This window comes from Micromonospora sp. NPDC049366 (assembly GCF_044466625.1).
Lineage (GTDB): Bacteria > Actinomycetota > Actinomycetes > Mycobacteriales > Micromonosporaceae > Micromonospora.
On the sequence record NZ_JBITMV010000003.1, the window covers coordinates 48,644 to 68,745 of the forward strand.

Annotated in this window: 17 protein-coding genes; 10 read left to right on the forward strand and 7 right to left on the reverse strand. The window is 72.6% G+C overall.

Annotation, left to right across the window (positions count from 1 at the left end; translation table 11 throughout):
- Positions 1-112: 112 nt before the first annotated feature.
- Both ACIBTV_RS06270 and ACIBTV_RS06275 read right to left on the reverse strand, forming a co-directional pair.
- Positions 113-292 (reverse strand): hypothetical protein, encoded by a 180-nt coding sequence (locus ACIBTV_RS06270; protein WP_396702951.1) that lies wholly within the window; start codon positions 290-292, stop codon positions 113-115.
- A gap of 16 nt (positions 293-308) precedes the next feature.
- On the reverse strand, positions 309-2,405 hold the full coding sequence (locus tag ACIBTV_RS06275) for a S9 family peptidase (RefSeq protein WP_396702952.1): 2,097 nt from the start codon (positions 2,403-2,405) through the stop codon (positions 309-311).
- 102 nt (positions 2,406-2,507) lie between these two features.
- Between ACIBTV_RS06275 and ACIBTV_RS06280 the strand changes: the two genes are divergently transcribed.
- Positions 2,508-3,860, forward strand: coding sequence for an FAD-binding oxidoreductase (locus ACIBTV_RS06280; protein WP_396702953.1), 1,353 nt, complete (start codon positions 2,508-2,510; stop codon positions 3,858-3,860).
- Positions 3,861-3,921: 61 nt separating this feature from the next.
- Here the strand turns inward: ACIBTV_RS06280 and ACIBTV_RS06285 are convergent, their stop codons facing one another.
- Both ACIBTV_RS06285 and ACIBTV_RS06290 read right to left on the reverse strand, forming a co-directional pair.
- Positions 3,922-4,353 carry a hypothetical protein gene (locus tag ACIBTV_RS06285; RefSeq protein ID WP_396702954.1) on the reverse strand — a complete coding sequence of 144 codons (432 nt, stop codon included), beginning with the start codon at positions 4,351-4,353 and terminating at the stop codon, positions 3,922-3,924.
- 154 nt (positions 4,354-4,507) lie between these two features.
- Positions 4,508-6,592, reverse strand: a complete 2,085-nt coding sequence (locus tag ACIBTV_RS06290; RefSeq protein ID WP_396702955.1) for a SpoIIE family protein phosphatase — start codon at positions 6,590-6,592, stop codon at positions 4,508-4,510.
- A 182-nt stretch (positions 6,593-6,774) separates the two neighbouring features.
- Here ACIBTV_RS06290 and ACIBTV_RS06295 point away from each other — a divergent pair, with 182 nt between their 5' ends.
- On the forward strand, positions 6,775-11,139 hold the full coding sequence (locus ACIBTV_RS06295) for a HAMP domain-containing protein (protein ID WP_396702956.1): 4,365 nt from the start codon (positions 6,775-6,777) through the stop codon (positions 11,137-11,139).
- Positions 11,136-11,690 (forward strand): two-component system response regulator, encoded by a 555-nt coding sequence (locus ACIBTV_RS06300; RefSeq protein ID WP_396702957.1) that lies wholly within the window; start codon positions 11,136-11,138, stop codon positions 11,688-11,690. The genes ACIBTV_RS06295 and ACIBTV_RS06300 overlap by 4 nt, the downstream gene beginning before the upstream one ends.
- A 71-nt stretch (positions 11,691-11,761) precedes the next feature.
- On the opposite strand, the gene ACIBTV_RS06305 is transcribed toward ACIBTV_RS06300, so the two are convergent.
- A complete protein-coding gene (locus tag ACIBTV_RS06305) occupies positions 11,762-12,097 on the reverse strand; it encodes an STAS domain-containing protein (protein WP_396702958.1) in 336 nt (111 codons plus the stop codon).
- Between the two features lie 224 nt (positions 12,098-12,321).
- Here ACIBTV_RS06305 and hemL point away from each other — a divergent pair, with 224 nt between their 5' ends.
- From hemL to ccsB, 6 genes are all read left to right on the forward strand, one after another.
- Positions 12,322-13,659, forward strand: a complete 1,338-nt coding sequence (hemL, locus tag ACIBTV_RS06310; protein ID WP_396702959.1) for a glutamate-1-semialdehyde 2,1-aminomutase — start codon at positions 12,322-12,324, stop codon at positions 13,657-13,659.
- 125 nt (positions 13,660-13,784) lie between these two features.
- Positions 13,785-14,432: a histidine phosphatase family protein gene (locus ACIBTV_RS06315; protein WP_396702960.1), complete on the forward strand. Its 648-nt coding sequence runs from the start codon at positions 13,785-13,787 to the stop codon at positions 14,430-14,432.
- A complete protein-coding gene (locus ACIBTV_RS06320; protein WP_396702961.1) occupies positions 14,432-15,004 on the forward strand; it encodes a TlpA family protein disulfide reductase in 573 nt (190 codons plus the stop codon). The genes ACIBTV_RS06315 and ACIBTV_RS06320 overlap by 1 nt, the downstream gene beginning before the upstream one ends.
- On the forward strand, positions 15,004-15,846 hold the full coding sequence (locus tag ACIBTV_RS06325; protein WP_396702962.1) for a cytochrome c biogenesis CcdA family protein: 843 nt from the start codon (positions 15,004-15,006) through the stop codon (positions 15,844-15,846). Before ACIBTV_RS06320 ends, ACIBTV_RS06325 begins: the two co-directional genes overlap by 1 nt.
- On the forward strand, positions 15,846-17,504 hold the full coding sequence (locus ACIBTV_RS06330; RefSeq protein ID WP_396702963.1) for a cytochrome c biogenesis protein ResB: 1,659 nt from the start codon (positions 15,846-15,848) through the stop codon (positions 17,502-17,504). The genes ACIBTV_RS06325 and ACIBTV_RS06330 overlap by 1 nt, the downstream gene beginning before the upstream one ends.
- The gene (gene ccsB / locus ACIBTV_RS06335) at positions 17,504-18,484 is read left to right on the forward strand and encodes a c-type cytochrome biogenesis protein CcsB (protein ID WP_396702964.1); all 981 of its coding nucleotides are present in this window, start codon (positions 17,504-17,506) and stop codon (positions 18,482-18,484) included. Before ACIBTV_RS06330 ends, ccsB begins: the two co-directional genes overlap by 1 nt.
- A 97-nt stretch (positions 18,485-18,581) precedes the next feature.
- Here ccsB and ACIBTV_RS06340 read toward each other — a convergent pair whose 3' ends face one another.
- A complete protein-coding gene (locus ACIBTV_RS06340; protein WP_396702965.1) occupies positions 18,582-18,803 on the reverse strand; it encodes a hypothetical protein in 222 nt (73 codons plus the stop codon).
- A 140-nt stretch (positions 18,804-18,943) separates the two neighbouring features.
- Between ACIBTV_RS06340 and ACIBTV_RS06345 the strand changes: the two genes are divergently transcribed.
- On the forward strand, positions 18,944-19,168 hold the full coding sequence (locus ACIBTV_RS06345) for a hypothetical protein (protein WP_396702966.1): 225 nt from the start codon (positions 18,944-18,946) through the stop codon (positions 19,166-19,168).
- Positions 19,169-19,186: 18 nt separating this feature from the next.
- Here ACIBTV_RS06345 and ACIBTV_RS06350 read toward each other — a convergent pair whose 3' ends face one another.
- Positions 19,187-20,002: an alpha/beta fold hydrolase gene (locus ACIBTV_RS06350; RefSeq protein ID WP_396702967.1), complete on the reverse strand. Its 816-nt coding sequence runs from the start codon at positions 20,000-20,002 to the stop codon at positions 19,187-19,189.
- Positions 20,003-20,102: the final 100 nt, after the last annotated feature.

Below are 20,102 nucleotides of genomic sequence, written 5' to 3' on the forward strand. Positions count from 1 at the left end.
CCAGCGCAGCGCCACCGGCCGTTGGCTGGTCCAGCACAGGGCCACCGCCGTTGCTGGTCCAGCGCAGCGCCACCGCCGGCCGGCCGGGCGCCGCCCTCAGCAGCCGCCGGGGTCAGCCGGCGCCGAGCAGCCCGCCGGACCAGGAGATCGCCAGGCCGACGGCGGCCGAGCAGCAGCAGACGAGCACCGCGGCGACGATCCCGAGGATCGCCCACACCCGCCGGTCCCGCGCGACCACGCGCAGGCTCGGCCGGCCGGTCGGCTCCTCGGGCTCGCCGTCGTCGGTGGTCACCGCGCCCGCGCCCCGGTCACGCCCGGCCGAGGCGGTCGAGGATCCAGGCGTTGATGAACGCCTCCTCGCGCCACGAGTCGTACCGGCCGCTCGGGCCGCCGTGGCCCGCGCCCATCTCGGTCTTCAGCAGGTAGTCGCCCTGCGGCGCGGTGGCCCGCAGCCGCGCGACCCACTTGGCCGGCTCGTGGTAGAGCACCCGGGTGTCGTTCAGGCTGGTCACCGCGAGGATCGCCGGGTAGTCCACCGCCCGCACGTTCTCGTACGGCGTGTAGGACTTCATGTACGCGTAGACCTCGGGGTCGTCGAGCGGGTTGCCCCACTCCTCCCACTCGGTCACCGTCAGCGGCAGCGACGGGTCGAGGATCGAGGTGAGCGCGTCCACGAACGGCACCTGCGCCACGATTCCGGCGAAGGCGTCCGGGGCCAGGTTGGCGACCGCGCCCATCAGCAGCCCACCGGCCGACGCGCCCCGGGCCACCAGCCGGTCGCCGGCCGTCCAGCCCGCCTTGACCAGGTGTCGGGCGCAGGCCACGAAGTCCGTGAAGGTGTTCTTCTTGGCCAGCAGCTTGCCCTGGTCGTACCAGCGCCGCCCCAGTTCGCCGCCGCCGCGGATGTGTGCCACCGCGAAGATGACCCCCCGGTCCAGCAGCGACAGCCGGGCCACCGAGAACCACGGATCCATGCTGGCCTCGTACGAGCCGTAGCCGTAGAGCTCGCAGGGGGCCGAGCCGTCCTGCGGGGTGCCCTTGCGGAAGACCAGCGAGATCGGCACCCGGGTGCCGTCGTCGGCGAGCGCCCAGTCGCGGTGCTGCTCGTAGTCGTCCGGGTCGTACGGGCGGCCGTCCGGCCCGGGCAGCACCGGCTTCTGCTTGCGCAGCACCATCTGCCGGGTCACCAGGTCGTAGTCGTAGATCGAGTCCGGGGTGACCAGCGAGGCGTAACGCAGCCGGATCTGGCCGGTCCGGTACTCCGGGTTGGCCTCCAGGCCCACGCTGTAGAGCGGCTCGGGGAAGTCGATGTCGTACGCGTCGCCGCCGCCGATCGGCAGCACCCGCAGCCCGGTGAGCCCGTCGGTGCGCAGCGAGACGACCAGGTGGTCGGCGAACGCGTCGACCGCCTCCAGCCGGGTGCCCGGGGTGTGCGGGATCAGGGGCACCCAGTCACCGGGCGCGTCCGCCGACGTGTACGCGAGCGCGAAGTCCTCGGCGTCGTCGTTGTGCAGGATGAGGAAGCGGTGGCCGTGGTGCTCCACCGTGTACTCGACGCCCTGCCGCCGGGGCGCGATCACCGCCGGCGCGCCGGTCGGGTTGCCCGCCGGGATCACCAGCACCTCACTGGTGATCTTGCTGTGGATGTCGATCACGATGAACTTCTCGGAGCGGGTCAGCTCGACGCCCACCCAGAACCGCTCGTCGTCCTCCTGGTGCACCACCACGTCGTCGGCCGCGGCGGAGCCGATGGTGTGCCGCCACACCCGGTTGGGGCGCCAGGCCTCGTCGACGGTCACGTAGAACAGCACCGAGGCGTCGGTCGACCAAGCGGTGCCGTAGAACGTGTCGGGCACCTCGTCGGGCAGCAGCTCGCCGGTCTTGAGGTCCTTGACCCGCAGGGTGAACCGCTCGTCTCCGGAGAAGTCCGTGGAGTAGGCCAGCCAGCGTCCGTCGGGGCTGACGTCGAACGCGCCGAGGGAGAAGAAGTCGTGCCCCTCGGCCAGCAGGTTGCCGTCGAGCAGCACCTCCTCGCCGTCCAGCGGGGCCCCGTCGGCGCTGACCGGCGGCTCGGTCTCGCCGTCGCGGACCGCGCGCCGGCAGTGCACGCCGTACTGCTGCCCCTCGACCGTCCGGGTGTAGTACCAGTAGCCGTCCTTGCGGGTCGGCACCGACAGGTCGGTCTCCCGGGTGCGCCGACGGGTCTCCTCGAACAGCTCGGTGCGCAGCTGTGCCAGGTGAGCCGTGCGGACCTCGGTGTACGCGTTCTCGGCGGTCAGGTAGGCGATCGTCTCCGGGTCGTCCTTGGCCGCCAGCCAGGCGTACTCGTCGACGACGGTGTCGCCGTGGTGGATCCGCTCGCTCGGCACCCGCTTGGCGGCGGGCGGGGAAGTCTCGGTGGTCACGGCGCCACGTTACCGGCCGGACGCTGCCCGCCGCCCGGTGTGCGCGGGCCCGATCGCGGTAATCGCCACCACCGCCGTTCGAACATATGTACGATGACTGCCATGGCGGCTGCAGCGAGTTCCATCGACCGGTCCGGTGCCCTCGAGATAACCCAGCGGTTGACGGAGATCTGCGGCCCGCCCTTCGCGCGTTTCGCCGGCCCGGCCGACGAGGTCGCCGGGCGGGCCGCCCGCTGGGTCGCGGTGCCGGGCGCGCCGGCCGCGGCCGCACGGGTGCTCCGGCTCGCGGCCGCGCACGGTCTGACGGTGGTGCCGCGCGGCGCCGGCACGAAGATCGACTGGGGAGCCGTCCCGGAGCAGGTCGACATCCTGCTCGACACCGGCCGGCTGGCCGGCATCGGGCACGAGACGGTGGGCGCGCCGACGGCCGAGGTCGGCGCGGGCACGCCGCTGCGGGCGGTGCAGGCGACGCTGGAGCGCACCGGCCAGCGGCTGGCGGTCGACGCGCCGTCGCCGGGCGCGACGCTGGGTGGCGTGCTCGCCGCGGGCGAGGCCGGCCCGCTGCGGCACCGGCACGGCAGCCCCTGCGACCAACTGGTCGGCGTCCGCTACCTCACCGCCGACGGTGAGCTGGTCGACGCGGGCGGCGGCGCGCCGGGGCTCGACCTGGCCCGGCTGCTGTGCGGCTCGCAGGGCGGGCTCGGGGTGCTGGTCTCGGCCACCCTGCGGGTGCAGCCGGTGCCGGCGAGCCGGCTGTGGATCTCCCGTCCGGTGTGGACGCCGCTCGAGGTCAACGATCTGGTGCGCGCCATCCTCGCCGCGCGTCTCGACCCGGCGGCCGTCGAGCTCGACCTCACCGCCACCCGGCCCCACCGGCCGCCGCGCCCCGACGACCCGTCCGCCGCGGCCCGCGCCCGCCACCCGTCGATGGCCGGCCGGGCCCACGCCCCGGCCCGCGCCGGCAGCCTCGTCGTGCTGCTGGAGGGCGGCCCGGCCGACACCGTCGAACGGGCCGAACGCCTGGTGGCCCTCCTGGACGGTCACGCCACCGTCACCCACTCCCCACCGACGTGGTGGCGGCGCTACCCGTTCGCCCCGGGCGACACCGCGCTGCGGATCGAGGTGCCGATCACCGACCTGCACGCGGCGGTCTACGCCCTGCGCGACGCGGCGGGCGCTCCGGTGCCCGTCCGCGGCTCCGCCGGGCTGGGCGTGGTGCACGCCGCGCTGCCCGGGTCGCTCCCGGCCGAGCGGGTGGCCTCCATCCTGGCCGCCGTGCGTGGGGTGCTGCTCGCCCGCAAGGGGCGGTGCGTGGTGCTCGCCGCGCCCCCGCAGGTGCGCCGGGCGGTCGACCTGTGGGGCGAGCTGACCACCGTGCCCCGGCTGCGCGCGGCCAAGGAGCACCTCGACCCGCACCACCGGCTCGCCCCCGGCCGCCTGCCCGGCGGCCTCTGACCCGGCCGGGCCCTCGGGGCGTCGCGGCGACCCCGCCGCGACGCGGCTGCGGGCGGGTCGATCAGTCCAGCCACCAGCGGTGCATGTCGGCGGCGGCCGGTGTGAACCGGGCGAGCAACAGCAGCAGGCTGGCGCCGGCGCCCACCAGCAGCAGGGCCCGAATGCGCCGGGAGAGGTGGTCGCCGTCGCGGGCGACCACCGCCGCGGCATAGATCGCCATCGGCACGGTGAACAGGCCGCCCATCAGATAGACGACGGCGATGACGGCATAGAGCCAGAAGAACGGGTTCGCGGCATGCACGCCGAACGGGACGAGGTCCTTCGGGTCGTACGCCCCGGTGAGCATCTCGGCGGGGCCGACGCGGGCGGTCAGCATCCGCCCGACGTAGAGCGCCGCGACCACGACGAAGCCGGCGATCACCGCGAGCTGGGTGACCAGGACCGTGCGGACCAGGCGTGGCAGGTCGGCGACCGCATCCACGGTGGTCGACATGCGGCTCAACCTACCGCCTCGGCGTGCGCCGCGTGATCCACCCGAGATCCGTGATGCCGGGGTGCCGGAGTCGTCCGGACACCCCCGACGTCACCAACGTCGAGCCGACCGAGCGGCGTGGATCGGTGGTCGAGCGGCGCAGGTCGGTGACCGGTCAGGTGGCGTCGTTGCGGACGACCAGGATGGCGATGTCGTCGCGGGGCGGCTCGGCCGAGAAGCCGATCGCGGTGGACCGCAGCCGCGCGGCGACCACGTCCGCCGAGTAGCCGGCCAGCGGCGTCGCGGCCGCACGCAGCCGGTCGGTGCCGAAGAGTTCCCGCCCCCGGCGCCGCTCGGTGACCCCGTCGGTGTAGAAGACCAACGCGTCGCCGGGTGCCAACCGCACCTCGGCGGTGGGGGTGGCGATCGTGTCGAGCAGCCCGAGGGCCGTGCCCCCGGCACCGACGAACGCGCCACCGCCGGCGCCCGGCAGCAGCACCGGCCGGTCGTGCCCGGCCAGGTGCAGCGAGACGGTCAACCGACCGTCGGCGTCGGGGGTGACCGCGGCCAGGGCCAGCGTGCAGTACCGGCCGCCGCCGCGCTCGACCAGCGTCTCGTTGAGCCGGGCGAGCACCTCGGGCAGCGGCTTGCCGTCGCCGACCAGCACCCGGATCACGTCCCGGACGAGCCCGGTGACCGCGGCGGCCTGCACGCCCTTGCCGGAGACGTCCCCGATCACCACCAGCCACCGCCCGTCGGGCAGGGCCAGCACGTCGTAGAAGTCGCCGCCGACGTCGGCGTCGCCGCCGGTCGGGACGTACTCGGCGGCGAAACCGATGCCCTCGACCACCGGCAGCACCGGCGGCAGCAGCGACTGCTGGAGCGCCTGGGCCACCCGGCGGCGCTCGGCGTGGATGCGCGCGTTCTCGATCGCCAGCGCGGCCCGGCGAGCCACGTCCTCCAGCACCGCGACCTCGTCGGGGTCGTGCCGGTGCCGCTGGTGCCGGCCGACCGCCAGGGTGCCGAGGCGCTGGCCGCGGGCGATCAGCGGCACCGCGAAGCCCTCCATCGGCCCGCCGAGCGGCACCTGCGCCGCGCTGCGCGACGCCTCCCGCAGCCGCGCCTGGACCGAGTCCGGGCCGGTCTCGGCGAGCACCTTGTGCAGCTGCGGCAGGACCGACTCATCGGCGTGGCTGGCGGCCGCCAGGCGTAGCCGGCCCCACTCGTCGGTCGTGTGCACGGCGCACCACTGCCCCAGCCGGGGCACCACCAGCTGGGGAATGAGCGCCATGGTGAGTTCGACGTCCAGCGACTGGGCGAGCAGCTCGCTCGCCTCGGCCAGGAACGTCAGCCAGGCCTGCCGTCGGACGTCGGCCCGGCGTAGCCGGTCGTTCTCCAGGTGCAGGGAGAGCCGCTCGGCCGTGAGGACGGCCAGCGGCCGGGCGTACGCGGACGGTGCCGCGTCCAGCTCCAGCTCACCGGCGTACGGGCGGTGCACGGTCAAGGGCACCCGGAGCAGCTCGTTGCCGGCCCGGGGTTGCCGGCCGAAGCGGGCCAGCACCTGCGGGCCGGTGCCGTCGCCCCGGTCCAGCCGGATCACCCCCCCGGCCGCACCGACCATCTCGGCGACCCGGGTGAGCAGACCGGTGGCGAAGTCGGGCAGCGGGTCGTCCGCGTACGGGTCGGGGCTGATCTGCATCAGCTCGCTCATCGCGCCGGCGCTCGGCGCGGAGCTGGACCCCTCCGTGGCGCCCGCCTCCGGGCCGGCGCCGGGCGTGCTCCGGACCCGGGCGACGCCCTCGGGCTGGGCGGCGGTGGCACCCGAGCGGTCCAGCCGGAACCAGACGCCCTTGCCGGTGGGCAGGTACGTCGTGCCCCAGCGGCTGGCGAAGTGGTCGACCAGCAGCAGCCCGCGACCCCGCTCGGCCACCTCGGTGATCTCGCTGGTCTCGTTGCGGACCCCGACGATCAGCTCCTCAGTGGGGCCGGAGGCGAAGTCGGAGACGGTGACGGTGAGCCCGAGATCGTCCGCGACGACCTCGATGTCCAGTTCGGTGCGGGCGTGCTCCACGGCGTTGGTGCTGAGCTCGGTGGTGAGCAGGAGCGCCTCGTTGAGCAGTTCGTCCAGGTGCGCCTCGGCCAGCACCGAGCGGACCAGGGCGCGTGCCGCCGCGGGCGTACGCCGGTCGGCGGGAAGGCGGACGCGCCGGACGTGCCCGTCCGGGCCGCCGGCCGACGCGGGCCTCGTCTCCGCCGACACCCCCGTATCCTCCATCGCCGCCCCGCCGGGTGCCAAGCCGCCCCGGCCGGTCGGTCCCCGCCGCGAAGGTTCGGCGGGCACGGCGAGCGGTCGCGTACCTGGCGTGCGGCGTCGGCGCGGGCACAATATGGGATGGCCGGCGAGTCGGCAGCGCCGGTGGCCCCGAGCTGAGACGAGGAACAATGACCACGGCGAAGCAGTCGGTGGCGGATCCGTCCGCGCCGGACCACGAGGCGCTCCTCGGTGAGTTGACCGAGGCGCTGCGGCGGGTGCGCCGCGGCGATCTCAAGGTCCGCCTGCCCCGGCGTTCCGGGCAGGCGGGGGAGGTCGCGGACGCCTTCAACGAGGTCGTCTCGATGCAGGAGCGGCACCACCTCGACCTGCGGCGGATCAGCCGGGTCGTCGGTCGGGACGGGCGGCTCACCGAGCGGCTGGACCACGAGGGCCTGGACGGCTCGTGGGCCGACGGGCAGCGGGCGGTCAACTCGCTCATCGACGACCTGGGCCGGCCGACCACCGAGATCGCGCGGGTCATCGTCGCGGTCGCCGACGGCGATCTCTCCCAGCACATGGCGTTGGAGATCGACGGCCGGCCGCTGCGCGGTGAGTACCTGCGCATCGGGCGCACCGTGAACACGATGGTGGACCAGCTGTCGTCGTTCGCCGACGAGGTGACCCGGGTGGCCCGTGAGGTGGGCACCGAGGGCAAGCTGGGCGGCCAGGCCGACGTACGGGGTGTGGCCGGCACCTGGAAGGACCTCACCGACTCGGTGAACACCATGGCGTCGAACCTGACCGGGCAGGTGCGGTCGATCTCCCAGGTGGCGACCGCGGTGGCGAAGGGCGACCTGTCGCAGAAGATCACGGTCGGGGCGCGCGGCGAGGTCGCCGAGCTGGCGGACACGATGAACTCGCTCACCGACACGCTGCGGCTCTTCGCCGAGCAGGTGACCCGGGTGGCCCGTGAGGTGGGCACCGAGGGCAAGCTGGGTGGCCAGGCCGACGTGCCGAACGTCGCCGGCACCTGGAAGGACCTGACGGACAGCGTCAACTCGATGGCGTCGAACCTGACCAGTCAGGTCCGCAACATCGCGCAGGTCTCCACGGCGGTGGCCCGGGGTGACCTGTCGCAGAAGATCACGGTGGCGGCGCAGGGCGAGATCCTGGAGCTGAAGGACACCGTGAACACGATGGTGGATCAGCTGTCGTCGTTCGCCGACGAGGTGACCCGGGTGGCCCGTGAGGTGGGCATCGAGGGCAAGTTGGGCGGCCAGGCCCAGGTGCGCGGCGTCTCCGGCACCTGGCGGGACCTCACCGAGAACGTCAACCAGCTGGCCGGCAACCTGACCAGCCAGGTCCGCAACATCTCCCAGGTCTCCACCGCCGTGGCGAAGGGCGACCTGTCGCAGAAGATCACGGTCGACGCCCAGGGCGAGATCCTGGAGCTGAAGAACACCGTGAACACGATGGTGGATCAGCTGTCGTCGTTCGCCGACGAGGTGACCCGGGTGGCCCGTGAGGTGGGCACCGAGGGCAAGTTGGGCGGTCAGGCGCAGGTCAAGGGGGTCTCCGGCACCTGGCGGGACCTGACCGACAACGTGAACTCGATGGCGTCGAACCTCACCAGCCAGGTCCGCAACATCGCCTCGGTCACCACCGCCGTCGCCAAGGGCGACCTGTCGCAGAAGATCACCGTCGACGCCCGGGGCGAGATCCTGGAGCTGAAGTCGACGGTGAACACGATGGTGGATCAGCTGTCGTCGTTCGCCGACGAGGTGACCCGGGTGGCCCGTGAGGTGGGCACCGAGGGCAAGCTCGGCGGTCAGGCGCAGGTGCGCGGCGTCGCCGGCACGTGGCGGGACCTGACCGACAACGTGAACTCGATGGCGTCGAACCTGACCGCCCAGGTGCGGAACATCGCGCAGGTCTCGACGGCGGTGGCGAAGGGCGACCTGTCGCAGAAGATCACGGTCGACGCGCAGGGCGAGATCCTGGAGCTGAAGTCGACGGTGAACACGATGGTGGATCAGCTGTCGTCGTTCGCCGATGAGGTCACGCGGGTGGCCCGTGAGGTGGGCACCGAGGGCAAGTTGGGCGGTCAGGCGCAGGTCAAGGGGGTCTCCGGCACCTGGCGGGACCTGACCGACAACGTGAACTCGATGGCGTCGAACCTGACCGGTCAGGTCCGCAACATCGCCTCGGTCACCACGGCGGTGGCGAAGGGCGACCTCGGCCAGAAGATCACGGTGGACGCCCAGGGCGAGATCCTGGAGTTGAAGAACACCATCAACACGATGGTGGATCAGCTGTCGTCGTTCGCCGATGAGGTCACGCGGGTGGCCCGCGAGGTCGGCATCGAGGGCAAGTTGGGCGGTCAGGCGCAGGTCAAGGGGGTCTCCGGCACCTGGCGCGACCTGACCGAGAACGTCAACCAGCTCGCGTCGACGCTGACCACCCAGCTGCGGGCCATCGCGCAGGTCTCCACCTCGGTGACCCGCGGCGACCTCACCCAGCGGATCAACGTCAAGGCGCAGGGCGAGGTCGCCGAGCTGAAGGACAACATCAACCAGATGATCGTCACCCTGCGGGAGACGACCAAGAAGAACGCCGAGCAGGGCTGGCTCGACTCCAACCTGGCCCGCATCAGCGGTCTGTTGCAGGGTCAGCGCGACCTCGGCGAGGTCTGCCGCATGATCATGCTGGAGGTCACCCCGCTGGTCGACGCGCAGCTCGGCGCGTTCTTCCTGGCCGACACCTCCGACGGCAGCATGCGGCTGCGGCTGACCGCCTCCTACGGGTACGTGGCCCGCGGCCACGACGTCACCTTCGGGCCGGGGGAGGGCCTGGTCGGCCAGGCGGCGCTGTCCCGCCGGACCATCCGGGTCAGCGCCTCCCCGGACCGGGCGCTGACCGTACGATCCGGGCTCGCCGACACGCCGCCCGCCGACCTGGTGGTGCTGCCCGTTCTCTTCGAGGGCGAGCTGCTCGGCGTGATCGAGTTCGCCAGCGTGGTGCCCTTCTCCGAGCTGCACCTGTCGTTCCTGGAGCGGCTGGTGCTCACCATCGGCATCGCGGTCAACACCATCCAGGCCAACCGGCGTACGGAGGAGCTGCTCGCCCAGTCGCAGCGGCTGGCGCACGAGCTGCAGGAGCAGTCGGCGGAGCTGCAGCGCACCAACGCCGAGCTGGAGGAGAAGGCCACCCTGCTGTCGGAGCAGAAGGGCAACATCGAGACGAAGAATCGCGAGATCGAGCTGGCCCGGATCGGCCTGGAGGAGAAGGCGCAGCAGCTCACCCGGGCGTCCGCGTACAAGTCGGAGTTCCTGGCCAACATGAGCCACGAGCTGCGTACGCCGCTGAACTCGCTGCTGCTGCTGGCCCGACTGCTCGCCGAGAACTCGGAGGCCAACCTCACCCCGAAGCAGATCGAGTTCGCCCGGACCATCCACGGCGCCGGGTCGGACCTGCTCTCGCTGATCGACGACATCCTCGACCTGTCCAAGATCGAGGCGGGTCGGATGGACGTCGAGCCCAACGAGGTGCGGTTCGCCGAGATCCGCGGCTACGTCGAGCAGGCGTTCGCGCCGCAGGCCGAGGAGAAGGGCCTGGACTTCCAGGTGCGGGTCAGCAAGGATCTGCCGCCGGCGCTGGTCACCGACGCGCAGCGGCTCCAGCAGATCCTGCGCAACCTGCTGTCGAACGCGGTGAAGTTCACCGACAACGGCGCGGTCACGCTGCGGATCGCCCCGGCGGCCGACAACGCGGTCTTCGACGTGCCGGCGCTCACCAACGCCCGGCAGGTCATCGCGTTCACCGTGATCGACACCGGCATCGGCATCTCCGACGACAAGCTGTCGATCATCTTCGAGGCGTTCCAGCAGGCCGACGGCACCACCAGTCGTCGCTACGGCGGCACCGGCCTGGGCCTGTCGATCAGCCGGGACCTCGCCCGACTGCTCGGCGGCACCATCACGGTCTCGTCGGCGCCGGGGCAGGGTTCGACCTTCACGCTCTTCGTGCCGGACGTGCTGGCGCCGGACGCCGTGGTGGCGCCGCTGCCCCCGTCGCCGACCCGGGCGGGCTTGCCGTCTTCCCTGCTCATGCCGCCGGTGGAGCTGCCGACGCCGGCCCCCGGCCCGACCACCCGACGGCTCGACGGGGCCACCGTGCTGATCGTCGACGACGACGTCCGAAACGTCTTCGCGCTGACCTCCGCGTTGGAACTGCACGGTATGACCGTGTTGTACTCGGACAACGGGGCGGACGGTGTCCGCCTGCTCGCCGAGCATCCGGAGGTGGACATCGTCCTGATGGACGCCATGATGCCGGACCAGGACGGGTACGAGACCACCCGCCAGATCCGCCGTAACCACCGCTTCGCGGACCTGCCGATCGTCTTCCTGACCGCGAAGGCGATGCCGGGCGACCGGGAATCGGCGCTCGCCGCCGGAGGCAGCGACTACATCACCAAGCCGGTGGACCTGGACGAGTTGATCGAGCTCATGTCGTCCTGGATCAGCGGCAGCCGCACCGAGGAGAACTCGTGACCCAGATGGCCAAGGCGCTGCTCGTCGACGACCGCCGCGAGAACCTGATGGCCCTGGAGGCGATCCTCCAGGGCCTCCCGGTCCAGTCGGTGGCCGTGGAGAGCGGCGAGGCGGCGCTCAAGCAACTGTTGGTGGACGACTTCGCGGTGATCCTGCTGGACGCGCAGATGCCGGACATGGACGGTTTCGAGACCGCCAGCCACATCAAGCGCCGTGAGCGTACGCGACACGTGCCGATCATCTTCCTCACCGCCGCCGACCGGGACGCCCAGTTGGCGCTGCGCGGGTACGCGGTCGGCGCGGTCGACTACCTCACGAAGCCGTTCGACCCGTGGGTGCTGCGGGCCAAGGTGTCGGTCTTCGTGGAGCTGTGGGTGAAGACCCGGCAGCTCGCCGCCCAGTCCGACCTCGTACGTGAGCGGGACGCCCAGTTGCGGGTGCTGACCGACGCGGTGGACGAGGCGACCGCGCTACTGCGTACCGACGAGGCGGACGCCCGCGACCGCACGATCGACCTGCTGGAGCAAGCCCGCTGGGGCAACCCCACCTGACCCACCCCACCCGCCCGCGCCCCCACCCGCCCGCCAAGGGGGGGCGAGGGCCGGGGGAGGGGGGGTGGGGGTTAGCTGGCCGGTTGGTCGTTGCGGATCATCAGGGCCGAGCGGAGGCCGGTGATGTCCAGGACCCGGAGCAGGAAGTCGCCCACGTGGGTCAGCACGAGCAGGCTCTGGGAGTGGCTCGCCTTGCGGCTGAGGACGACGAGGGTGCCCAGCCCCTGCGAGTCGCAGAAGGTCACCCCGCCGAGGTCGAGCACGATCCGTGGTGGCGGGTCGGTGAGGACCTCGTTCACGACGGTCGACAGCTGGGCGGCCGTGAGCATGTCGATCTCACCGGCGAGGCGCAGCACTGCTTCGTCACCCGTCCGGTGTACCGTGATGGACAGTTCGGCACGATCCACCCGGTCAGCCTAACGCGATCCGGTCGACCCGGCCTGTCGAGGCGCGGCTTGCGATCAACTTCCGACTCCGACGAGCGTCGATCACCGGCACGCGGCCCCGATCGATCCGCCGGGCGTGACGTCCGGAGGCGGATGAGCCGACGTCCCGAGGTTGGGTGAGCCGGGTAACCCCAGCCAGGGGTCATTGCCGCTGTCCCCGCGGGCGCTGACACAATGGCGTCATCGTGACCGACACTTCTTCCGCCGGGTCCGGCCGCTACCCGACCGACGCCCCGGCCTCCGAGGCCCTGTTCGACCGCGCCCGCGCCATCGTGCCGGGCGGGGTGAACTCGCCGGTCCGCGCCTTCCGCGCGGTCGGTGGCACCCCGCGCTTCATGGTCCGGGGCGAGGGGCCCTGGCTCTACGACGCCGACGACCGGCGCTACGTCGACCTGGTCTGCTCGTGGGGCCCGCTGATCCTCGGTCACGCGCACCCCGAGGTGGTCGCCGCGGTGCAGGCCGCCGCCGCCCGGGGGACCAGCTTCGGCACCCCGACGCCGGGCGAGGTGGAGCTGGCCGCCGAGATCGTCGACCGCACCCCGGTCGAGCAGGTCCGGCTGGTCAACTCCGGCACCGAGGCCACGATGTCGGCCATCCGGCTGGCGCGCGGCTACACCGGCCGATCCAAGATCATCAAGTTCGCCGGCTGCTACCACGGCCACGTCGACGCGCTGCTCGCCGCCGCCGGCTCGGGCGTCGCCACCCTCGGCCTGCCCGACTCGCCCGGCGTCACCGGCGCCGCGGCCAGCGAGACGGTCGTCCTGCCCTACAACGACCTGCGGGCGGTGGAGGAGGCCTTCGCCGCCGAGGGGCCGCACATCGCCGCGGTGATCACCGAGGCCGCCGCCGGCAACATGGGCGTGGTGGCCCCCCGCGACGGCTTCAACCAGGAGCTGGCCCGGATCGCGCACGCGCACGGCGCCCTGCTCATCGTCGACGAGGTGATGACCGGGTTCCGGGTGTCCCGCTCCGGCTGGCACGGCCTCGACCCGTCCGACGCCGACCTCTGGACGTACGGCAAGGTCATGGGCGGTGGCCTGCCCGCCGCGGCGTTCGGCGGGCGCGCGGAGATCATGGCGCGGCTCGCGCCGGCCGGCCCGGTCTACCAGGCGGGCACCCTCTCCGGTAACCCGCTGGCCTGCGCCGCCGGCCTCGCCACCCTGCGGCTGGCCGACGACGCGCTCTACCGGCGCCTGGACGAGACGGCCGCCGTCGTGGGCAAGCTCGCCGCCGACGCGCTCGCCGCCGCGGGTGTCCCGCACAAGCTGTCGTACGCGGGCAGCATGTTCTCGATCTTCTTCACGGACGCGGACGTCGTCGACTACGACAGCGCCCGGACCCAGCAGGTCCCCGCGTTCAAGGCGTTCTTCCACGCGATGCTCGCCGCCGGCGTCTACCTGCCGCCGAGCGCGTTCGAGTCGTGGTTCGTCTCGGCGGCGTTGGACGACGCCGCCCTGGAGCAGATCGCCACCGCCCTTCCGGTGGCGGCGCGAGCAGCGGCAGCGGCAGGTCACGGGGGGTAGCGTGCGCGCGAGGAGTGAGCCGGGTTTGCGAGCCCCGCAGTCGCGAACGAAGGGGGCGCAACGGTGAGCGCGAGGAGTGAGCCGGGTTTGCGAGCCCCGCAGTCGCGAACGAAGGGGGCGCAGCGGTGAGCGAGACGGTGGTCCACGTGCTGCGGCACGGCGAGGTGCACAACCCGGACAGGATCCTCTACGGGCGGCTGCCCGGTTTCCGCCTCTCCGAGCTCGGTGTGCAGATGGCCAAGGCCGCCGCGCAGGGGCTCGCCGAGCGGACGGTGGTGCACGTCGTGGCAAGCCCGCTGGAGCGCGCGCAGCAGACCGCCGAGCCGATCGCCGCGCAGTTCGGCCTGCCGGTCGGGGTCGACGAGCGGTTGATCGAGAGCGCCAACTGGTTCGAGGGCAAGAAGGTGTCGCCGGGCGACGGCTCGTTCCGCGACCCGCGCAACTGGTGGGTGCTGCGCGACCCGATGACCCCGTCGTGGGGCGAGGCCTACCGGGCGATCGCGGAGCGGATGTTCGCCGCGCTGCACGCCGCCCGGATCGCCGCCGAGGGCCGCGAGGCCGTGCTGGTGTCGCACCAGTTGCCGATCTGGACCCTGCGCCGGTACGTCGAGCGCAAGCGTCTCTGGCACGACCCGCGCCGGCGCCAGTGCGGCCTGGCCAGCCTCACCTCGTTCCACTTCGACGGCGCCAAGGTGGTCGGCATCGGTTACTCCGAGCCGGCCGCCCACCTGATCGCGATGTCGCCGACCGCCCGGACGGCCAAGGGGGCCTGATGCACACCCGGAGGTGGACCGCCGGTCTGCTCGCCGTCGTCGCCGCGGTGGGGCTGGTCGGCTGCACGTCGAAGAGCCAGGAGAAGTCCTGCAGCACCTCCCCGGAGGGTGTGATCGAGTGCGCGCCGGAGCAGCGTTCCGCGCCACCGAAGATCGCCGGTGAGCTGCTCACCGGCGGCGCGTACGACGTCTCGCAGGCCCGTGGCCAGGTCGTCGTCGTCAACTTCTGGGGCTCCTGGTGCGCGCCCTGCCGCGCCGAGGCGGACGACCTGGAGGCGACCTACCAGGCGACCAAGGCCTCCGGCGTGACGTTCCTCGGCATCAACGTGCAGGACAGCAAGGACAAGGCGATCGCGTTCGAGGAGGGCCGGGTGACCTACCCGAGCCTCTTCGACCCACCGAGCCGGCTGGCCCTCGCCCTGGACATCCCGCCGAACACGATCCCGGCCACCGTGGTGCTCGACCGGGACGGCCGGGTCGCCGCGGTGATCCGCGCCGCGGTCAAGCAGGCCGGGCTGCAACCGATCGTCGAGCGGGTCGCCGCCGAGCAGCCCGCCGCCGGTTCCCGCTGATGGGCGAGACGTTCCGGCAGGTCGCCCTCTCCGGCCCGCTGCTGCTCGCCATCGGTGCGGCGGCCCTCGCCGGGCTGGTCAGCTTCCTCTCCCCGTGCGTTCTGCCGCTGGTTCCCGGCTACCTCTCGTACGTCACCGGTCTGGCCGGCGCCGACCTGGAGGGGCGCGGCTCCCGCCCGCGGCCGACGGAGCCGGCCGGCGGGTCCGGCGGCGGCACGGCCGTCGCGGTGCGGGAGCGGGCCGCCCGGACCGGGACCGCCGCGGTCAAGGGCCGGGTCCTCGCCGGGACGTTGCTCTTCATCGCCGGGTTCACCGTCGTCTTCACCGCCACCGCGGTCCTGTTCGCCAGCGTCGGGAAGGTCTTCTTCCAGTACGAGCGCACGCTGGAGATCGTCATCGGCTCGTTGATCGTCCTGCTCGGGCTGGCCTTCGTCGGTGTGGTCCCCGGCATGCAGCGCGAGTTCCGGATCCACCGACTCCCGGCCGCCGGCCTGCTGGGTGCGCCGGTCTTCGGTGCGGTCTTCGCGCTCAGCTGGGTGCCGTGCGTCGGCCCGACCCTCGCCGCGGTCACCGGCATGGCCACGGTCAGCGGGCAGATCGACCGGGCGGTCGTGCTCGCCGTGGCGTACTGCCTGGGGCTGGGGATACCGTTCGTCGTCTTCGGGCTGGGCTTCCAGCGTCTGCTCGGGGTCTTCCGCGCCATCCGGCGCAACAGCCGCTGGGTCACCCGCGTGGGTGGCGCCCTGCTGATCGTGATCGGCCTCGCCCTCGTCACCGGCGGCTGGACGAACGTCGTGATCTGGCTGCAGACCACCGTGGGAGTGGGCGAGGTGAGCATCTGATGACCGCCGTGGACGACCGCCGCGCGGCACCGGCCGAGGCGCCCCGCCGCCGGCCGAACCGGGTGCTGGCCCTGCTGCGCAACTCGTGGCGGCAGCTCACCGCCATGCGTACGGCGCTGGTGCTGCTCTTCCTGCTCGCGATCGCCGCCATCCCCGGCTCGGTGCTGCCGCAGCGGAACATCAGCCCAGAGAAGGTCAACGAGTACTTCGTCGACCACCCCGACCTGGCCCCCCGGCTGGACCGGATCGGCGGCTTCGCGGTCTTCAGCTCGGTCTGGTTCTCCGCCATCTACCTGCTGCTCTTCATCTCGCTGATCGGCTGCATCACGCCACGGCTGCGCGACCACGTCCGGGCCCTGCGGGCGAAGCCGCCGGTCGCCCCGCGGCGGCTGGACCGGCTGCCCCAGCACGCGGTGCTGGCCGCGCCCGAGGGCGGGGCGGCGGCGATCGCCGAGGTGCTGCGGCGGCGGCGCTGGCGCGTGGTGGTGCGCGGCGACGAGGTGTCCGCCGAGAAGGGCTACCTCAAGGAGAGCGGCAACCTGCTCTTCCACTCCTCGCTGGTGGTCGTGCTGATCGGGGTGGCGCTCGGCTCCTGGTACGGCTGGAGCGGCAACCGGCTGCTCGTCGCCGGCGCGGACAACGCGTTCTGCAACACCCGTCAGCAGTACGCCGAGGCGAAGCTCGGCGCGCGGGTGGACACCGCCCACCTGCCCGCCTTCTGCCTGACCCTGGACCGGTTCGACGCGCGGTTCCTGGAGTCTGGGCAGCCGGAGTACTTCAACGCCACGGTGACGGTGGAGGAGCGGGGCCGGGCGACCCGTACCGCCGACTTCTCGGTCAACTCGCCGCTGCGGCTCGACGGCGCCAGCGTCTACCTGCTCGGTCACGGCTACGCCCCGGTCATCCGCTACACCGACCGCTTCGGGCGCAGCCAGACCAGCGCCACGCCGTTCCTCACCACGGGGGACATGGGGCTGACCGGGGAGGGCCTGGCCGCCTTCCCGGACGCCAACGTCGACCCGGCCACCGGCACGCGCGAGTCGGACCTCCAGATGGCGTTCACCGGCATCTACCTGCCCACGGCGCCGGACTCGCCGCCGTTCGTGCGGTCGCAGTACCCGACCGAGCGCAACCCGGCCCTCAACCTCGTCGCGTACCGCGGCAACCTCGGCCTGGACGCGGGCATCCCCGGCTCGGTCTACGAGCTGGACCAGCGGCAGGTCCGCATGGGCAAGGTGAAGCAGGTCGGCGAGAAGGTGCTCAGGAAGGGCGAGAGCTGGAAGCTGGACGACGGCACCACCGTCGAGTTCCTGGGCACCGAGCGCTACGTGACCCTCTCCGTCCGGCACGACCCCGGGTCGACGTTGCTGCTGGTGAGCTGCGGGGTCCTGCTGCTCGGGCTGATGGGGGCGCTGTTCGGCCGACGCCGCCGGGTGTTCTTCCGGGTGCTGCCGCCCGGTACCGCGGCCCCCGGAGCCGAAACTCCGACGAGCGGTAGTAGTTTGGTCGAGGCCGGTGGGTTGCCGCGCACCGACCATCCAGGGTTCGCCGACGAGTTCGCGCAGCTCGTCGCCGCCGTCCGCGGTGACGAGCGACCGGATGAGCGGGCCGGCGCGGAACGCAGCGACCGGGCCGGGACGCGGGAAGGGACCGAGTGATGTCCGCACTCTCCGATCAGCTGGTGACGTTCGCGACCCTGGTGTACCTGATCGCGATGATCAGCCACGCGGTCGAGTACGCGCTGGGCAACGCCCGTACCCGGGTCGCCGCCGCACCCGCCCGCGAGCTGGTGGGCGCCGGCGTCGGCGCCTCCGGCGCGACGGTCGCCCCGCCGGCCGCGCCGGTCACGCCCGTGTCCCCGGTGGGCCGGTCCGCCGCCCGCGCCCGCCTGGCCGGCACGATCGCGGTGGCGGCCACCGCGGTCGCCGCCCTGCTGCACCTCGCGGCCCTGGTCACCCGCGGCGTCGCGGCCGACCGGATGCCGTGGGGCAACATGTACGAGTTCGTGCTCACGGTCTCGTTCATCGGTTCCGCCGCCTGGCTCGTGGTGCTCGCCAAGCGGCCGTCCCTGCGCCGGCTCGGGCTCTTCCTGACCCTGGTCATGGTGCTGCTGCTCGCCACCGCCGAGCTGGTGCTCTACGTGCCGGTGGTGCCGCTGGTGCCGGCGCTCAACTCGTACTGGTTCGTCATCCACGTGTCGACCATCGTCTTCTCCTCCGGCATCTTCCTGCTCGGCGTGGTGCCGGCGGTGGCCTTCCTGATGCGCAACGGCTACGAGCAGGGCCGGCGGAGCTTCCCCTACACGCTGGCCAAGCGGCTCCCGGAGGCGGCCGCCCTGGAGCGGCTGACCTTCGTGCTGCACGCCTTCTCGTTCCCGGTCTTCACGTTCGCGGTGATCGCGGGCGCCATCTGGGCCGAGGCGGCCTGGGGCCGGCCGTGGGGCTGGGACCCGAAGGAGACCTGGGCGTTCATCTCGTGGGTCGTCTACGCCGGCTACCTGCACGCCCGGGCCACCCCGAGCGTGAAGCGGAACGTGGCGACCTGGATCGCGGTGATCGGCTTCTTCACCGTGCTGATGAACCTGTTCGGCGTGAACATCTTCTTCACCGGCCTGCACTCGTACGGCGGCCTCAGCTGACGGCGCATTTTGTAGGACTACACTTCTAAGAACTGTAGTTCTACATTCTGAGGTGGCGGGTGGGGCCGACAAAGCCGGCGGGCATCTTCGACCGCGACTACGAGTGGGCGGAGTTGGCCCGCTTCGCCGCGCGGCGGTGCCGGAGCAGCTCGTCGACGCGCCGGGTGATCTGGTAGGCCACCTCGGGCACGTCGGCCAGCTCGATCCGTTCGGCCCGCAGTGCGAGCTGGGCGTGCAGCTCCCGGGCGACCGCGTCCCGCAGCTCGGCCAGCAGCGGTGACAGGCCGTCCGGGTCACCGACCACGTAGGCGTCCGACATGTCGTCCAGGCTGCGCCGCCCCCGGGGGTGTACGCCAGGGTTGGTGACTTTTCCCCGGGGCGCTTGACCGGCGCGGGCCCCCGTCGACGGCTGTCCGGGGTCAGCCGCCGAACCAGCCGGGCACGTCGAGGCGGAACCAGTTGATCGAGGCGCTACGGCGCTTCGTGCTGGCCGTGCTGGCGCACCGGGGTGCCGTCCCGGACGACGACGTGCGGGCGTTCCTGTCCGCCGGATACCAGCCGAGGCACGCCCTGGACGTGGTCCTCGGCATCGGGGCGTACACCATCTCGACGTTCGCCAACCGGCTCATCGCCGCGCCGGTCGACGCGCCACTCGCCGCGTACGCCTGGGAGCCGGCCGCCTGACCGGCTCCCTCGGCCCGCTCACCCCTCGGCGGCCACCCGGTCGAGCCACTCGCCCACCAGCGCGTCGAACAGCACCGGCTGCTCGATCTGAAGGTTGTGCCCGGCCACGTCGAGCACCGCGAACGTCGCCCGGGGATAGTGCGGCAGCAGCGCGAACTGGTCGAGATAGCCGGTGGAGTGGTCCTGCCGGCCGGTGAGGACGAGGGTCGGCCGGGTGAACGGCTCCCCGCCCTCCGGATCCTCGGAGAGCGTCCAGCGCTGCCTGATCCGGGCCATCGCCGTGGTGTCGGCCACGTCGAGGCCCGTCAGGATCTCCTCGCGGAAGCGGCGCAGCGTCTCCGGGGACTGCACGACCGCCAGGTCGGCGAACTCGGTGGCGGTCCGGGCGTCGACCGAGGCGAGCAGGTCGGGATCGGGCCGCAGCACCTGCGGCTGCGGCAACCGGCGGTCCGCCTTCTCGACGGCGGTGCCCATGGGACAGATCAGGGCCAGGCCGCGCACCTGGTCGGGCCGGGAATTGGCGAGGGCCCGGGCGAGGTAGCCGCCATAGGACTCGCCGAGAAGCAGGAAGGGCGCGTCGCCGATCCGGTCGTCGACGAGATCCTGCACGGCGTCGAGCACGTCGTCCGAGCCGGCGATCTCCGGCGGGGCCGGTGACTCGCCCATGCCCGGCAGGTCCGGGTAGAGCCGCCGGTAGCCCGGGCGCCCGGCGAACACCGGTTCGAGACAGCCCAGCATCAGTCGGTGGTCCGGCGTCCAGCCGTGCAGGGCCAGCACCGGAACACCCGTGCCGTGCTCGACCACGTTCAACGTCACCGGCGTGCGGCGTGCCATGGCGGACTCCTCGCCTCGGGGGTACGGCGCAGGGATCTTGCCGGGAGGCACCGACAATTTCCCAGGTGGCCGGCGAGCGCTGTGGCGGGGCTCATACTCC

Excerpts from the sequence above, each read along its gene's own strand:
- ACIBTV_RS06340 (WP_396702965.1), bottom strand. The coding sequence starts at position 18,803 with ATGTCGGACGCCTACGTGGTCGGTGACCCGGACGGCCTGTCACCGCTG.
- ccsB (WP_396702964.1), top strand. The coding sequence starts at position 17,504 with ATGTCCGCACTCTCCGATCAGCTGGTGACGTTCGCGACCCTGGTGTAC.
- ACIBTV_RS06285 (WP_396702954.1), bottom strand. The coding sequence starts at position 4,353 with ATGTCGACCACCGTGGATGCGGTCGCCGACCTGCCACGCCTGGTCCGC.
- ACIBTV_RS06350 (WP_396702967.1), bottom strand. The coding sequence starts at position 20,002 with ATGGCACGCCGCACGCCGGTGACGTTGAACGTGGTCGAGCACGGCACG.
- ACIBTV_RS06325 (WP_396702962.1), top strand. The coding sequence starts at position 15,004 with ATGGGCGAGACGTTCCGGCAGGTCGCCCTCTCCGGCCCGCTGCTGCTC.
- ACIBTV_RS06280 (WP_396702953.1), top strand. The coding sequence starts at position 2,508 with ATGGCGGCTGCAGCGAGTTCCATCGACCGGTCCGGTGCCCTCGAGATA.
- ACIBTV_RS06330 (WP_396702963.1), top strand. The coding sequence starts at position 15,846 with ATGACCGCCGTGGACGACCGCCGCGCGGCACCGGCCGAGGCGCCCCGC.
- ACIBTV_RS06320 (WP_396702961.1), top strand. The coding sequence starts at position 14,432 with ATGCACACCCGGAGGTGGACCGCCGGTCTGCTCGCCGTCGTCGCCGCG.
- ACIBTV_RS06295 (WP_396702956.1), top strand. The coding sequence starts at position 6,775 with ATGACCACGGCGAAGCAGTCGGTGGCGGATCCGTCCGCGCCGGACCAC.